The organism is Brucella sp. IR073 (assembly GCF_049065735.1).
Lineage (GTDB): Bacteria > Pseudomonadota > Alphaproteobacteria > Rhizobiales > Rhizobiaceae > Paramesorhizobium.
The window spans coordinates 209,259-223,118 of sequence record NZ_JBAKHD010000003.1 but is presented as its reverse complement, the minus strand read 5'-3'; the positions used below and the strand labels follow the sequence as shown (position 1 = coordinate 223,118).

Here is a 13,860-nt window from a genome sequence, read left to right as displayed (position 1 = left end):
TTCCGATCATATGTGCTTCAGAGGTGACAAATGAACATGAAGACCACTCTCAAGGGGATGTTCGCCGGTTCCCTGATTCTTGCCGCATCGCTTGGCTTCGCCCAGGCCGATACACTGACGCTCTATACGTCGCAGCCGGAAGCCGATGCGGCGAAAACTGTCGAGGCGTTCCGCAAGGCCAATCCCGGCACCGAGGTTCAGATCTACCGCTCCGGCACCAGCGACATCCTGAGCAAGCTTGCCGCCGAGTTCGCGGCGGGCGCGCCGCAGCCGGACGTGCTGCTCATCGCCGACGCAGTGTCGATGGAGGCGTTGAAGAAGGACAAGCGCCTGCGCGCCTATGAGAAGGCCGATGTGACCGGCTTTCCCGCCGACGCCTACGATCCGGACAAGACCTATTTCGGCTCGAAGCTGATCACGACGGGCATCGCCTATAATTCCGCCGCCAAGGAGAAGCCGCAGCATTGGGCCGACCTCGCGAAGCCGGAATATAAGGGCCAGATCGTGATGCCGAGCCCGCTTTATTCCGGCGCGGCGGCCTATCTGCTTTCGGGCTTCGTGCTCAATCCCGAGCTTGGCTGGAACTATTTCGAAAAGCTGAAGGCGAATGAGCTCGTCAGCGTGCGCGGCAATGGCGCGGTGCTGAAATCGGTCGCGAGCGGCGAGAAGCCCTATGGCATCCTCGTCGATTTCATGGCGCTCAACGCCAAGGCCAAGGGTTCGCCGGTCGAGTTCGTGTTCCCGTCCGAGGGCGTCCCCGCCGTGACCGAGCCGGTGGCTATCATGGCGACGGCGAAGAATATGGCCGGTGCGGAGAAGTTCGTCGATTTCATCCTCTCCGACGAGGGGCAGAAACTGGCGCTGGAGCAGGGCTATCTCCCCGCCAAGGCCTCCGTCGGCCGCCCCGCCTGGCTGCCCGAGGGCGTGAATGTGAAGATCATGCCGATCGATGTGCAGAAGGTGCTTGGACAGACCGAGGCGGACAAGAAGCGGTTTTCGGAGATGTTTGGGGGGTAGGGTGCCGCCTCTTTCCCTCCCGCTTGCGGGGAGGGTGGCCCGAAGGGCCGGGTGGGGGTGGTAAAGGCAGCGCGCTACGATTGGATCTAGAGTGCAACCTTCACCACCCCCATCCGCCCGCTAACGCGGGCACCTTCCCCGCAAGGGGAGGAGGGAACCTGGCAACGTTTCAATGAAATCCATACGGAACCGCCAACGCAACGAGACAGTCCTGATCGCGATCGTTGCGCTCTTCGTTGCGTTGCTCTCGCTTTTGCCGATGTTGCGCCTTGCGCTGGAGATCATCGCGCCGCAGGGCAGCCTCTCGACGACCGCGCTGCAATCGACGCTTTCGAGTTCCGCCACATGGACCGCGACCTGGCATTCCTTGCAGGTGGGCATTGGCGGCACGGCGCTGGCGGTCGTGCTGGGAACGGCGGTGGCGCTTGTCGTCAGCCTCACCGACATCCGTTTTCGCGGGACGTTCATTCTGCTCTTCGTCGCGCCGCTGCTCATCGCGCCGCAAGTGACGGCGCTGGCGTGGCTGCAATTGTTCGGCCCGGCGAGCCCACTTTTGAAAATCGTCGGGCTTGCGCCGCCGCTCGGCAGCCGCAACCCGCTCTATTCCACCGGTGGCATCATCCTGCTGCTCGGCGTGCAATATGCGCCGCTGGTGTTTCTGATCGTGCGCGCGGGACTGCGCAAATTGCCGCGCGAGTTGGTCGAGGCGGGTTTGAGCAGCGGCGCGGGCAAATGGACGGTGCTTCGCACAATCATCCTGCCGCTGATGACGCCCTCGATCATCGGGGCGACGGCGCTCGCCTTCGTCTCCTGCGTCGGCAATTTCGGCATTCCCGCCTTTCTCGGCATCCCCGCGAATTATCTCGTCCTGCCGACGCTGATCTATCAGCGGCTTGCCGGGGCCGGCCCTTCCGTGCTGTCGGAAGTGGCGGTGCTCTCCATGCTGATCGGCATCATCGCCATGGCCGGTATCGTCGCGCAGGACTATGCGGCCCGCCGCCGCGATTACCGCATCGTTTCCACCTCGCTGCCGGCGCAGCCCTTCGCGCTTCGGCGCTGGCGGATCGCAGTTGAAGCAGGGCTGGCGCTGCTCATTCTTTTCGTGCTGGTGCTGCCGCTTCTGGGCCTGCTGTTGACCGCTCTCGTGCCGGCCTATGGCGTGCCGCTCAGCTTCAAGACCGCGACATCAGCCAATTTCCGTTTCGTGCTTTTCGAGCATGGGGCGGCGGCCCGTGCCTTTGCCAACAGCATCGGCCTGTCGCTCACCGCAGCGCTCTTCGCGGTGGTGCTTGCCGTGCCGCTCGGCTATCTCGTTACCTGGCGGGAGCGCTGGTGGACGAAGCTGCTCAATCTTGCGGCGGAACTGCCCTACGCGCTGCCGGGCGTGGTGCTTGCCATCGCCGCGCTGCTCATGTTTCTGAAGCCGGTGCCGGTGATCGGGCTGCATATCTACAACACCGTCTGGATCATTCTCTACGCCTATCTCGCGCGTTTCCTGGTGCTGGCGCTCAGGCCCACCGTCAGCGGGCTGCACCAGATCGACCGGGCGCTGGAGGAGGCGGCGCAAGTGGCAGGCGCGGGGCTGATGCGGCGAATGTGCACCATTATCTTTCCCCTCGTTGCGCCTGCAACGCTTGCGGGCGGTGTGCTCATCTTCATGACGGCGTTTTCGGAACTCACCGTTTCGGCGCTGCTCTGGGCCTCGGGGTCGGAAACCATCGGCGTGGTGATCTTCTCTTTCGAGCAGGGCGGGGATTCTTCCTATGCGGCGGCGGTCTCGGTGCTGGTCGTCGCCATTACCTTTATCCTGATGCTGGCGACCAATCTGTTCGCGCGGCATCTTCCCAGCGGAGTTCTGCCATGGCGGGATTGAAGATCGGCGGCATCACCAAGCGCTTCAACGATTTCACCGCCTTGCGAGATGTTTCGCTCGACGTCGCGGATGGCGAGTTCGTCGCGGTGCTCGGCCCTTCGGGCTGCGGTAAGACCACGCTGCTACGCATGGTGGCGGGCTTCGAACAGCCGGACGAAGGCGAGATCGTCATCGGCGGCAAGGTGATGGCGGGCCGTGGCGTCAACATGCCGCCCGAGAAACGCAAGGTGGGCATCGTCTTCCAGAATTATGCGCTGTGGCCGCATATGACGGTCGCGGAGAATGTCGGCTACAGCTTGCGGGTGGCGAAGGTGGACAGGGCGGTGCGGGAGCGGCGGGTTGCGGAGGCGCTGGCGCTCGTCAATCTCACTGGCTTCGGCGACCGCCGCCCGGCCAATCTTTCGGGCGGGCAAAGGCAGCGCGTGGCGCTGGCCCGGTGCCTCGTCGCCGCGCCGTCGCTGGTGCTGTTCGATGAGCCGCTTGCCAATCTCGACGTGCATTTGCGCGCGGCGATGGAGGACGAGTTCGCCGCCTTCCACAAGCGCACCGGAACCACCATCGTCTACATCACCCATGACCAGGCGGAGGCGATGGCGCTCGCCGACCGGATCGCCGTGCTCGACCATGGCAGGCTCATGCAGTTCGCCACGCCGCGGACGCTCTATGAGGAACCGGCAAACGAAATGGTTGCCGCTTTTATCGCGCAAGGCATGGTCCTGCCCGCCGATGTTCTGACGGAGGCGCAGGATTGGGGCTGCCGGGCGCGGATACTTGGGCAGGAGGCGGTGCTGCGTTGCCGGGCGGACGAGACGCCGCACGAGGCGGCGAAAGTGTGCGTCCGCGCGGCGGATCTTGACATCGTCGAGGCTGGCGGCATCGCCATCCGCGTCAAGCGCGCGATCTATCGCGGCGGCGGTTCGCGCATCGAGGCTTTTCCACTGGAGAGGCCGGATATAGACCTGCATTTCGACCTGCCCGATCCGGCGAGGCTGGAGGAAGGGGCGGAAGCGCGGCTCGCCATCCGGGGCGGCTGGGTGATTCCGGGTTAGAAGAGAAAGAGACGATATGCGCATTCTTGTCTGCAACGATGACGGCATCGATGCGCCGGGGCTGGCGCTGCTCGAAGAGGTGGCGCGGCAATTGTCGGACGAGGTATGGGTCGCCGCGCCTGACGGCAAGCGCACGGCGGCGGGTGCTTCGATCACTATCGGCAGGCCGCTGACCATGCAGCATCACGGGGAAAACCGCTATGCCTGCTCCGGCACACCGGCGGATTGCGTGGTAGCGGCGATGACGTGGCTCTTTGCCGAGGGGCCGAAGCCTGATTTGGTTCTCGCCGGCGTCAATGATGGGCGCAATGTGGCGGAGGACATCGCCTATTCCGGCACACTCGGAATCGCCCGCGAGGCGACGTTCTGGGGCATTCCGGCTGTCGGGTTCTCGAGAGTGAAGAACCCGGATGTAAAGCCGGAGGATGCGGGATTTCTTGCCCGGTTCATTCGCAGGCTTTGGGAAGAGCGCGAGGTTTGGGCGCTCGAGGGGCATTGGCTCAGCGTGAATTTGCCCGCCACATTGCCCGCGCCGGTCGCCCAGCCCCACATCGGGCGCGACAAGATCGGCACGACGGCGCAGGTGGTCTCGGAGGAAGAGGGCAAGACGGTGCTGATCGTCCCACGCGGACGCGCGCATGCGACGAGGCCGGGAGATGAGAATGATCTGATCGACCGGGGGTATGTTTGCGTGAACCGGTTGAACTGGTTTGGGGAGGCGAGGATGGAGGAGGCGTTGTTGGAGGGGTTGACGTAGCATTCGGTCCAAATGGAGAAGCTGGCGTTCTACGTCGCCCCTCTGTGTCCTACCGACGTTTCAAGATATAAAACTCACTTCCTCTTCATCGCCTCTGCCAGCGCAGCGCCAAACCCGCCCATCGCCGGTTTCTCCTGCGGCTTTTGCATGAAGTTCTTGCCGCCCTTGGGCTGGTGCGCGCCGCGGTCATTGCCGCGGGGGGCCGGGGCCTCAGTGTCCTTGCGCATGGTGAGGCTGATGCGCTTACGCGGGACGTCCACTTCCAGTACGCGGACTTTCACCACGTCGCCGGCCTTCACCACCTCGTGCGGGTCCTTCACGAATTTGTCGGCGAGCTGCGAGACGTGGACGAGGCCGTCCTGATGGACGCCGATATCGACGAAAGCGCCGAAGGCGGCGACGTTGGTGACAGTGCCTTCGAGCAGCATTCCGGGCTTCATATCCTTGATGTCATCGACGCCATCGGCAAAGGTCGCAGTCTTGAATTCGGGGCGCGGGTCACGTCCCGGCTTTTCGAGCTCCGCGATGATGTCCTTGATGGTGGGCAGGCCGAAGCGCTCATCGACGAACACCCGCGGGTCGAGCGCTTTCAGGGCCGCGCTGTCGCCCATCAGCGAGCGCAGGTCGCGACCGCAGGCGGCGACGATCTTCTTCGCCACGCCATAGGCTTCCGGGTGAACCGATGAGGCGTCGAGCGGCTCCGTGCCATTGGGAATGCGCAGGAAGCCGGCGCATTGCTCGAAGGTGCGGTTGCCGAGGCGCGGGACTTTCAGAAGTTCCTTGCGGCTCTTGAACGGGCCGGTCTCGTTGCGGTGGGCGATGATGGCTTCCGCCAGCGACGCGCCCAGACCCGAGACGCGGGCGAGCAGCGAGGCGGAAGCGGTGTTCAAGTCAACGCCGACTGCGTTCACCGCATCCTCCACGACAGCATCGAGCGCGCGGGCGAGGCGGGACTGGTCGACATCATGCTGGTACTGCCCGACGCCGATAGATTTCGGCTCGATCTTGACGAGTTCGGCCAGCGGGTCCTGCAAACGGCGGGCGATGGACACTGCGCCCCGTAAGGAAACATCGAGATCTGGGAATTCGTTTGCCGCGGTCTGTGAGGCAGAATAGACGGATGCGCCGGCCTCCGAGACGATGACTTTCAGCGGCTTGGGTGCAGGCATATCCGCTAGCATATCGGCGACGACGCGCTCCGTCTCGCGGCTCGCCGTGCCATTGCCGATGGCGATGAGTTCGACCTTGTGCTTGCGAATGAGGCTGGCAAGCTCGGCCTGCGCGCCGCGCAGATCGTTCTTCGGCGGGAAGGGATAGACCGTCGAGGTGGCCAGCAGCTTGCCCGTGCCATCGACCACGGCGACCTTGACGCCGGTGCGGATGCCGGGATCGAGGCCCATGGTGGCGCGTCCGCCGGCGGGGGCGGCGAGGAGCAGGTCTTTCAGATTACGGGCGAAGACGTGGATCGCCTCTTCCTCCGCCCGTTCGCGAAGCTCGCGCATCAGGTCGAGCGAGAGATGCAGCGACAGCTTCACGCGCCAGGTCCAGCCCGCCACTTCCATCAGCCAGCGGTCGCCGGGCAGGGTCGCGCCGATGGAATAGGCGGCGGCGATCATCCGCTCCACGGGCTTCACTGGCGAGGTGTCGTCGGCATCCACCTCGATTTCAAGCGAGAGAATGTCCTCGTTGCGTCCGCGCAGCATGGCGAGGGCGCGGTGGCCGGCGACGGTGGCCCAGCGTTCGGCGTGGTCGAAATAATCGGAGAATTTCGCACCCGCCTCCTGCTTGCCGTCCACGACACGAGAGCGCAGGACGGCGCGGTCCTTCATATGGTTGCGCAGGCGGCCAAGGAGATCGGCATTCTCGGCCATGCCCTCGGCGATGATGTCGCGCGCGCCTTCCAGCGCCGTCTTCACGTCGGGCACATCGTCGGTGATGTAGGATTGCGCGATTTCGGCGGGCACGAGCTTGCGGTCGTTGAGGATGGCTTCGGCGAGCGGCCCCAGCCCGCGCTCGCGCGCGATTTCGGCGCGGGTGCGGCGCTTCGGCTTATAGGGCAGGTAGATGTCTTCCAGCTCCGCCTTGGTGATAACGGCAGCGATCTTGCCTTCCAGTTCCGGCGTCAGCTTGCCCTGCGAGCGGATGGATTCGAGGATGGTGACGCGCCGGGCTTCCAGCTCCCTTAAGTAGGCGAGGCGCTCGGAAAGCAGGCGCAGCTGCGTATCGTCAAGGCCGCCCGTCGCCTCCTTGCGGTAGCGGGCGACGAAGGGAACGGTCGCCCCCTCGTCGAGGAGCGTAATCGCTGCGGCGGCCTGATCGGGGCGCGCGTTGATCTCGGCTGCGATGAGCGGGGCGAGGCGACGGATATCTTCTGCCATATGAATCTCGTGCTGATAAAGGAAGGGCAACCATAGTCGGGCCGCTCATGGGCGCAATCAAGGCAGCGCGGGGAGGGGGCGTGTTCCACAGGAAAGGGACGAAAGGCAATCCATCACGGCAATGTGAAGCGGTTCATCATATATATCACCAAAACACGATCTATATATCGCCTTGGCCCGATATATAGAGGGGATCATGAACCGCGACGAAATCCTGAAAGCGCTGGCGCATCCGACACGGATCGACATGCTGAACTGGCTGAAGGAGCCGGAGAGGCATTTCACCCAGGAGCACCCGTTCGAGATGGGCGTGTGCGCCAGCGGGTTTGAGCGCAATTGCGGTCTGTCGCAATCGGCGGTGTCGGCGCATCTGGCGACGCTTTCGCGAGCGGACCTCGTGACCTCGCGGCGTGTCGGGCAATGGATTTTTTACAAGCGCAATGAGGAAACCATCGCGGCTTTTCTCAAATCGCTCTCCGATCTCTAGCTTCTCCCAAACGAAGGAATAGCAATGACGACCCTTTTCGACCCCATCAAGGCCGGCGATCTCGAACTTGCCAATCGCATTGCCATGGCGCCGCTCACGCGCAACCGCTCGCCCAATGCGACGCCGACCGAGCTCGCCATCACCTATTACACGCAGCGCGCCACGGCTGGGTTGCTCATTTCCGAGGGGACGGCCATTACCCAGCAGGGGCAGGGCTATGCGGACGTGCCGGGCCTCTACGGGGCGGAGCAGCTTGCCGCCTGGCGCAAGGTGACCGATGCGGTGCATGCGAAGGGCGGCAAGATCGTCGCGCAGATCTGGCATGTGGGGCGCGTGTCGCACACCTCGCTGCAGCCGGGAGGAGCCGCGCCGGTCGCGCCTTCGGCGATCCGGGCCAAGACCAAGACCTATATCATCAATGCGGATGGCAGCGGCGGGTTCGTCGAAACCTCGGAGCCGCGCGCATTGGAAGCGAGTGAGCTGCCCGGCATTATCGAGGATTACCGCCGCGCGGCGCGGGCGGCGGTGGATGAGGCCGGTTTCGACGGCGTCGAAATCCATGCCGCCAATGGCTATCTGCTCGACCAGTTCATGCGCTCTGGTACCAACCACCGTACCGACGCATATGGCGGCTCGATCGAGAACCGGGCGCGGTTCCTTCTCGAAGTAGTGGACGCCGTTACCAAAGAAATCGGCGGCGGCCGCACCGGTATCCGTCTTTCTCCGGTAACGCCGGCCAATGATATTTCTGATCCCGAGCCCCAGCCGCTGTTCGATTATGTCGCGGGCAAGCTTGGGCCGCTTGGCCTTGCCTTCGTGCATGTGATCGAGGGGGCGACCGGCGGCGAGCGCGATTACCAGCAGGGCGACAAGCCGTTCGACTATGCGGCCTTCAAGGCGGCCTATCGCAATGCGGGCGGCACGGGCGCGTGGATTGTCAACAATGGCTATACGCGGGAGATGGCGGAAGAGGCCGTGGCGAAAGGATACGCCGACCTCGTCGCCTTCGGTAAGCCGTTCATCGCCAACCCGGACCTGGTGCGCCGGTTCAAGGAGAAGGCGGAGCTGAATGCGCCTGATAATACCACCTTCTATGGCGGCGGGGCGAAGGGGTATATCGATTATCCGGAGCTGGTGTAGCGCTGACGCCCACCTTCCCCCTTGCGGGGATTGAGGAGCGGTCGGCCGCAGCCGAGGAAAAGCCAATGATTTGGCTTTTCCAGCGACGAAACCCGCGGAGCGGGCGGATGGGGGTGGTGACGCGTGCGCTTGCTTCGAAGACCATAGTGCAGGCGTCGCCACCCCCACCCGTCCGCTAACGCGGCCACCCTCCCCGCAAGGGGGAGGGAGGGCGCCAAGCCTTCAAGCCGAAATATCCACCACCCCGCAATCCCCCTTATCCGACCCGAACACGAGCCGCCGCCCGGTGTCATCCCAATCCATGGAGGTGACGGCTCCCTTGCCGGGGCGGCGGAGAAGCACTTCTTTCTGGTCGCTAAAGCGGACGACGAGGATCATGCCATCCGAATAGCCGATGGCGGCGATGTCTTCGATGGGGTGGCAGGCGACGGCGCTGACCATGACGTCGCCGCGGAAGCCCAATTCCAGCGGGGCCTTGCCCATCGGGCCATCCTTGCCGGAGAACGGCCAGATGACAGCGGCGGGCGCGCCCGACGTGGCGAGCCATTTTCCCTTAACGCTCCACGACCAGTCCTTGACCTTTGACGGGTAGCCGGTCATGCGCATGTGCTTGTTGTCTTCCAGCCGCCAGCCATGCAGCGCGTTTTCCTGCATGGACGTGACGAGGAAACGGCCATCGGGCGAGAAGGTGACGCCGATATGCGCGCCCTTCCATTCCAGTTCCACCGGCTTACCCTCCGCCGCCGCCCAGTGCAGCGTCACGCCATTATAGCGGGCGACGGCGAGACGCATGCCCTTCGGCGCGAAGGCGACGCCCTCGGCGCTGCGCGGGTGCTGGAATTCCTTCAGCTTGCCGTTAGCCTCGCGCATCCAGGCGCTGCGGCCCGAGGCGAAGGCCACGGTTCCCTGCGGGCCGGAGGCGACTGCTGTCATCCATTTGCGCGGGAAGGAGGCGAGCTCCTCCGGGTCGCCATTGGCATTCGTGCGGCAGATGCGGCCATCCTCGCCGCCCGTCAGCAGCGATTTGCCATCCAGTGAGCGCGTCGCGGACAAAAGCCCGTCATGGGCTTCCGTTACCTTGTGGCCGTTGTCGAGGCGGTGGATCGTGCCATCGGCAAGCGCGAAGAAGGGAATGCCGGAGACAAAGCGCGCGAGAACGCAATGGCCGGTCAGATCAAGCGGGGCAATCGTCGGCATCGTTTATTTACAAGCCTCGAAGCCGGCTTTCAGCGCGTCGCGGTCAAGCTCGCGCCCGATGAAGACGAGGCGGCTCTCGCGTGCCTCGCCATCCTTCCAGGCGCGCTGGTGGTCGCCCTCGATAATCATGTGCACACCCTGCACCACATAGCGGTCCGGGTCGTTCTTCAAGGCGATGATGCCTTTAAGGCGAAGAATGTTCGGCCCCTGCTCCTGTGTGACCTTCTGCACCCAAGGGAAGAACTTCGCCGGATCGACCTCGCCTGATCGCAGCGACACAGAGGTGACCGTCACGTCATGGATCGGCGAGGCATGGCCGTGATCATGATGGTGGTGGTCGTGATCATGATCATGGTGGTGATGATGGTGATGGTCGTGGTCACAATCCGGACCGCAGACATGATCGGGGTGATCATGGTCGAGGAAATGCGGGTCGTTCTCCAGCGCGCGCTTCAAGTCGAATGCGCCGCGATCAAGCACATGATCGAGCGGGAGGGCGGCGCGTTCGGTGCGATAGATGGTGGCGTAGGGGTTGATGGCGCGGATGGTGGCCTCCACCTTGTCGGCTTCTTCCGGCGTCACCAGATCGGTCTTGTTCAATAGCACCACATCGGCGAAGGCGATCTGGTCTTCCGCCTCGCGGCTGTCCTTCAAGCGCAGAGGCAGGTGCTTGGCATCGACCAGCGCGACGACGGCGTCGAGCGAGGTCTTGGCGCGGACATCGTCATCCATGAAAAAGGTCTGGGCGACGGGCACGGGATCGGCAAGGCCGGTCGTCTCCACGATGATGGCGTCGAAGCGTCCCGGACGGCGCATCAGGCCTTCCACGACGCGAATCAGGTCGCCGCGCACCGTGCAGCAGATGCAGCCATTGTTCATCTCGTAGATTTCTTCGTCCGACTCGACAATGAGGTCATTGTCGATGCCGATCTCACCGAACTCGTTGACGATGACCGCATAGCGCTTGCCGTGGTTCTCGGTGAGGATTCGGTTCAAAAGCGTCGTCTTGCCGGAGCCGAGATAGCCGGTCAGCACGGTGACGGGGATCTGGGCGGTGGCCTCAGGGGCGGTGGCGGATTCGGTGGCTTGGGCTTGGCTCATTCTCATGCCTCTTTCGCGTTACGACGCTCAGCTAGCGGGAGATTCTGGATTGGGAAATTCATATAAGGGAAGGGCAGGGCGAATGCCATACGCAATGCTATAATATTACATGTGGGTGTATCACGTTCGCGCCATGGCGCTATTTATGTTTGACGTCGGCGCTCACCCCCCTCTGCCCTGCCGGGCATCTCCCCCACAAGGGGGGAGATTGGCCTTCATCTATGACGGCACTTAATCCTGCAACGCAGGCGATTAGCGAAAGCAGTCCTGACAGCCAATCTCCCCCCTTGTGGGGGAGATGCCCGGCAGGGCAGAGGGGGGGGGGGGTCTGGCCCGCCAGCGTTCGTCAGGAGCCGCTCTGAAAAAACGCCATATCGAACCGGTCAACATCCTGCAGAAGCTCAATAAATCCCCTGACCGCGTGGGCGTTTATCTTCTCCCCCGCTTCTGCGCTGGCGCGGGCGGCGTTGCCGGCGACGCCTTCGGTGTTGAGGTCCTGCATTTTCCAGCCGAAGGCGTGGGGGCCGTAGGCGCGCAGGTGCTTGAATTTTTCCGCAAAGGCGGATTGCGCGTTGGGGAAGTTGCGGGCCTTCTCCATGTCCACCAGATCGGGGCGCAGCGCCAGCATGACGCTGGTTTCGATGAAGCCGCCATGAATGTCGAGCGCCTTTTCCTCCGGCGTCAGCAACCCCTCGGGCAGGCCGAAGCGCGGCCAACTCGTCGCGACCGCGAGCATGTTGCAGCGGACGCGCAGTTCGGTTGCGACGATAGTGAGGAGGGGGGAGTTGCCGCCATGGGCATTGAGCAGCACCAGCTTGCGGATGCCTTCCGCATGGAGCTTTTCGCCGATGCCGATCCAGCGCTTCACCGCTTCATCGAAGGTAAGGGTCTTCGTGCCCGGCACATCCATATGCTCGATCGAATAGCCGATTGGTTCCGCGGGCAGGAAGCGCACGTCCAGATCGGCGGGCAGGGCGGCGGCGATACGGGCGGCGAGGCCTTCGGCGATGATCGTATCGGTCTCGAACGGCAGGTGCGGCCCGTGCTGCTCATGGGCGCCGAGCGGCAGGACGGCTATGGTCTTATTGTCGCGCACGGCACCCATGTTATTCTCCTGTCATCTTCGTAAGCCAGCGTAATGAAGTGAAAAACCAAGGGCAAGCAAACCTTGCGTTGCCCAAAGCGGAAAGCCGGCTTATGGTCCTGCGGATCACGGCTTGGTGGGGAGAGCCTTTCATGACAAAAGAACGCAAACCGGTCATCCTGCATCGGCTGCAATCCGCGGCGAGGCTGGGGCGCACGTCGCTGGCGACGCGGCTCCTGGAGCACGGGCTTTATGCCGGGCAGGACGCCATCATGCTGCAATTGGCGGCGGAGGACGGCTTGCCGCCCGGCGTGCTGGCGCAGCGGCTGGGCGTGCGTCCGCCCACGGTGACCAAGACCATCGCGCGGCTGCAATCGCAAGGCTTCGTCACCAAGCAGGCTTCCGAGCGGGACCAGCGGCAGGCGCATGTCTTTCTTACCGAGAGCGGGCGCGATGTGATCCGTGTCATCGAAAAGTCGATCCGCAAGACCGAGAAGGACGCCTTGCGCGGGCTCGACAAGAGAGAGCGCAAGACGCTGCTGAAACTCTTGAGCCGGCTCGAGGGCAATCTCTCGGCGCCGGGACCTGTCGAAGCGGAGGAGAGTGCCGAAAGCGTATCCGACGAGGAGTTCGCCGATTAGCGGGGCGCTTTCTCCAGCCCAGCGAAATACCTTCCAATTCTCCGGTGCCGATGGCATAAACGCCTGTATTATCGACGCAAAGGGATGCGGGAGGCGCGTTGGCCCAGAAGATCAAGCTTTCGACCATAGCGGATGCGCTGGGGGTTTCGACCGCGACGGTTTCGCTTGCCTTGCGTGACAGCCCGCTGGTGGCCGACCAGACACGCGAGAAGATCAAGGAACACGCCCGCACCATCGGCTATATCTACAATCGCCGCGCGGCGAGCCTTCGAACCTCGCGCTCGGGGATCGTCGGCGTCGTGGTGCATGACATCATGAACCCGTTCTTCGCCGAGATCCTGCGCTCCATCGAAACGGAGCTCGACCGCTCGCGCCAGACCTTCATCCTGTCGAACCATTACGATCAGTTGGAAAAACAGCGCACCTTCATCGATACGCTGCTGCAGCTGGGTGCGGATGGCGTGATCATGTCGCCTGCCATCGGCACGCCCGCTGCGGACATTCAGATGGCGGAAGACAATGGCCTGCCGGTGGTGCTGATCGCGCGCACGGTCGAGGGGGCGGAGGTGCCGGTGTTCCGCGGCGACGATTCCTACGGCATCGGCCTTGCCACCAATCATCTGATCTCGCTCGGGCATACGCGCATCGCCATGGTCGGCGGCACGGACCAGACCTCCACCGGGCGCGACCGGTATCAGGGCTATGTGAGCGCGATGGAAAAGGCCGGTCTGCCGGTCAATCCGGAATGGCGCATTCCGGGCCCGCGCACCAAGCAGGGCGGTTTCGAGGTGGCTCCGCAATTCCTGGCGCTGAAAGACAAGCCGACAGCGGCGGTGTGCTGGAACGATCTGGCCGCCATCGGCCTCATGAACGGCATCGCGCGGGCGGGCCTTGTGCCAGGCGAGGATATTTCCGTGACCGGCTATGACGATCTGGAGGAGGCGGCGATCGCCACCCCGGCGCTCACGACGGTCTGGAACGGCCAGCGCGAGGTAGGGCTTCGCGCGGCGCGGGCGCTGCTCGACCAGCTCAACGGCGCGGGCCATCCGCCGCGCCAGGAATTGATCAAGCCGGAATTGCGCATCCGGCAATCCACGGCAAAACCGAAAAACCGGTTAGCCTGAAATCATCAAGTC

General features: G+C 63.7%; 12 protein-coding genes. 8 read left to right on the top strand and 4 right to left on the bottom strand.

Features of this window, described 5'->3' with window-relative positions:
• The first annotated feature begins 36 nt into the window (after nucleotides 1-36).
• The 4 genes from ACOWVG_RS07795 (at nucleotide 37) to surE (ending at nucleotide 4,696) form a co-directional block, all read left to right on the top strand.
• Nucleotides 37-1,017: an ABC transporter substrate-binding protein gene (locus ACOWVG_RS07795; RefSeq protein WP_420961223.1), complete on the top strand. Its 981-nt coding sequence runs from the start codon at nucleotides 37-39 to the stop codon at nucleotides 1,015-1,017.
• A 172-nt stretch (nucleotides 1,018-1,189) separates the two neighbouring features.
• A complete protein-coding gene (locus ACOWVG_RS07790) occupies nucleotides 1,190-2,890 on the top strand; it encodes an ABC transporter permease (protein WP_420961221.1) in 1,701 nt (566 codons plus the stop codon).
• The gene (locus ACOWVG_RS07785) at nucleotides 2,878-3,939 is read left to right on the top strand and encodes an ABC transporter ATP-binding protein (protein WP_420961219.1); all 1,062 of its coding nucleotides are present in this window, start codon (nucleotides 2,878-2,880) and stop codon (nucleotides 3,937-3,939) included. The genes ACOWVG_RS07790 and ACOWVG_RS07785 overlap by 13 nt, the downstream gene beginning before the upstream one ends.
• A 16-nt stretch (nucleotides 3,940-3,955) precedes the next feature.
• Entirely contained in the window at nucleotides 3,956-4,696 is a 741-nt protein-coding gene (surE, locus tag ACOWVG_RS07780) for a 5'/3'-nucleotidase SurE (RefSeq protein ID WP_420961217.1), read from the top strand.
• Between the two features lie 74 nt (nucleotides 4,697-4,770).
• Here the strand turns inward: surE and ACOWVG_RS07775 are convergent, their stop codons facing one another.
• A complete protein-coding gene (locus tag ACOWVG_RS07775; RefSeq protein ID WP_420961215.1) occupies nucleotides 4,771-7,074 on the bottom strand; it encodes a Tex family protein in 2,304 nt (767 codons plus the stop codon).
• Nucleotides 7,075-7,270: 196 nt separating this feature from the next.
• On the opposite strand from ACOWVG_RS07775, the gene ACOWVG_RS07770 reads away from it, so the two are divergent.
• Both ACOWVG_RS07770 and ACOWVG_RS07765 read left to right on the top strand, forming a co-directional pair.
• The gene (locus ACOWVG_RS07770; RefSeq protein ID WP_420961213.1) at nucleotides 7,271-7,561 is read left to right on the top strand and encodes an ArsR/SmtB family transcription factor; all 291 of its coding nucleotides are present in this window, start codon (nucleotides 7,271-7,273) and stop codon (nucleotides 7,559-7,561) included.
• A gap of 24 nt (nucleotides 7,562-7,585) precedes the next feature.
• Entirely contained in the window at nucleotides 7,586-8,701 is a 1,116-nt protein-coding gene (locus ACOWVG_RS07765) for an alkene reductase (protein ID WP_420961212.1), read from the top strand.
• Between the two features lie 222 nt (nucleotides 8,702-8,923).
• Here ACOWVG_RS07765 and ACOWVG_RS07760 read toward each other — a convergent pair whose 3' ends face one another.
• The 3 genes from ACOWVG_RS07760 to ACOWVG_RS07750 all read right to left on the bottom strand — a co-directional run bounded on the left by ACOWVG_RS07760 (nucleotide 8,924) and on the right by ACOWVG_RS07750 (nucleotide 12,104).
• Nucleotides 8,924-9,898, bottom strand: coding sequence for a WD40 repeat domain-containing protein (locus ACOWVG_RS07760; protein ID WP_420961211.1), 975 nt, complete (start codon nucleotides 9,896-9,898; stop codon nucleotides 8,924-8,926).
• A gap of 3 nt (nucleotides 9,899-9,901) precedes the next feature.
• Nucleotides 9,902-10,999, bottom strand: coding sequence for a CobW family GTP-binding protein (locus tag ACOWVG_RS07755; RefSeq protein ID WP_420961209.1), 1,098 nt, complete (start codon nucleotides 10,997-10,999; stop codon nucleotides 9,902-9,904).
• A gap of 346 nt (nucleotides 11,000-11,345) precedes the next feature.
• Nucleotides 11,346-12,104 carry a creatininase family protein gene (locus ACOWVG_RS07750; RefSeq protein WP_420961208.1) on the bottom strand — a complete coding sequence of 253 codons (759 nt, stop codon included), beginning with the start codon at nucleotides 12,102-12,104 and terminating at the stop codon, nucleotides 11,346-11,348.
• Nucleotides 12,105-12,235: 131 nt separating this feature from the next.
• Between ACOWVG_RS07750 and ACOWVG_RS07745 the strand changes: the two genes are divergently transcribed.
• Nucleotides 12,236-12,724, top strand: coding sequence for a MarR family winged helix-turn-helix transcriptional regulator (locus ACOWVG_RS07745; RefSeq protein WP_420961206.1), 489 nt, complete (start codon nucleotides 12,236-12,238; stop codon nucleotides 12,722-12,724).
• A 98-nt stretch (nucleotides 12,725-12,822) separates the two neighbouring features.
• A complete protein-coding gene (locus ACOWVG_RS07740; RefSeq protein ID WP_420961205.1) occupies nucleotides 12,823-13,848 on the top strand; it encodes a LacI family DNA-binding transcriptional regulator in 1,026 nt (341 codons plus the stop codon).
• The last annotated feature ends 12 nt before the right edge of the window (nucleotides 13,849-13,860 follow it).

Bases quoted from the DNA above. Each gene is read 5' to 3' on its own strand.
- ACOWVG_RS07795 (WP_420961223.1), top strand. From the start codon at position 37: ATGAAGACCACTCTCAAGGGGATGTTCGCCGGTTCCCTGATTCTTGCC.
- ACOWVG_RS07790 (WP_420961221.1), top strand. From the start codon at position 1,190: ATGAAATCCATACGGAACCGCCAACGCAACGAGACAGTCCTGATCGCG.
- ACOWVG_RS07785 (WP_420961219.1), top strand. From the start codon at position 2,878: ATGGCGGGATTGAAGATCGGCGGCATCACCAAGCGCTTCAACGATTTC.
- surE (WP_420961217.1), top strand. From the start codon at position 3,956: ATGCGCATTCTTGTCTGCAACGATGACGGCATCGATGCGCCGGGGCTG.
- ACOWVG_RS07775 (WP_420961215.1), bottom strand. From the start codon at position 7,074: ATGGCAGAAGATATCCGTCGCCTCGCCCCGCTCATCGCAGCCGAGATC.
- ACOWVG_RS07770 (WP_420961213.1), top strand. From the start codon at position 7,271: ATGAACCGCGACGAAATCCTGAAAGCGCTGGCGCATCCGACACGGATC.
- ACOWVG_RS07765 (WP_420961212.1), top strand. From the start codon at position 7,586: ATGACGACCCTTTTCGACCCCATCAAGGCCGGCGATCTCGAACTTGCC.
- ACOWVG_RS07760 (WP_420961211.1), bottom strand. From the start codon at position 9,898: ATGCCGACGATTGCCCCGCTTGATCTGACCGGCCATTGCGTTCTCGCG.
- ACOWVG_RS07755 (WP_420961209.1), bottom strand. From the start codon at position 10,999: ATGAGCCAAGCCCAAGCCACCGAATCCGCCACCGCCCCTGAGGCCACC.
- ACOWVG_RS07750 (WP_420961208.1), bottom strand. From the start codon at position 12,104: ATGGGTGCCGTGCGCGACAATAAGACCATAGCCGTCCTGCCGCTCGGC.
- ACOWVG_RS07745 (WP_420961206.1), top strand. From the start codon at position 12,236: ATGACAAAAGAACGCAAACCGGTCATCCTGCATCGGCTGCAATCCGCG.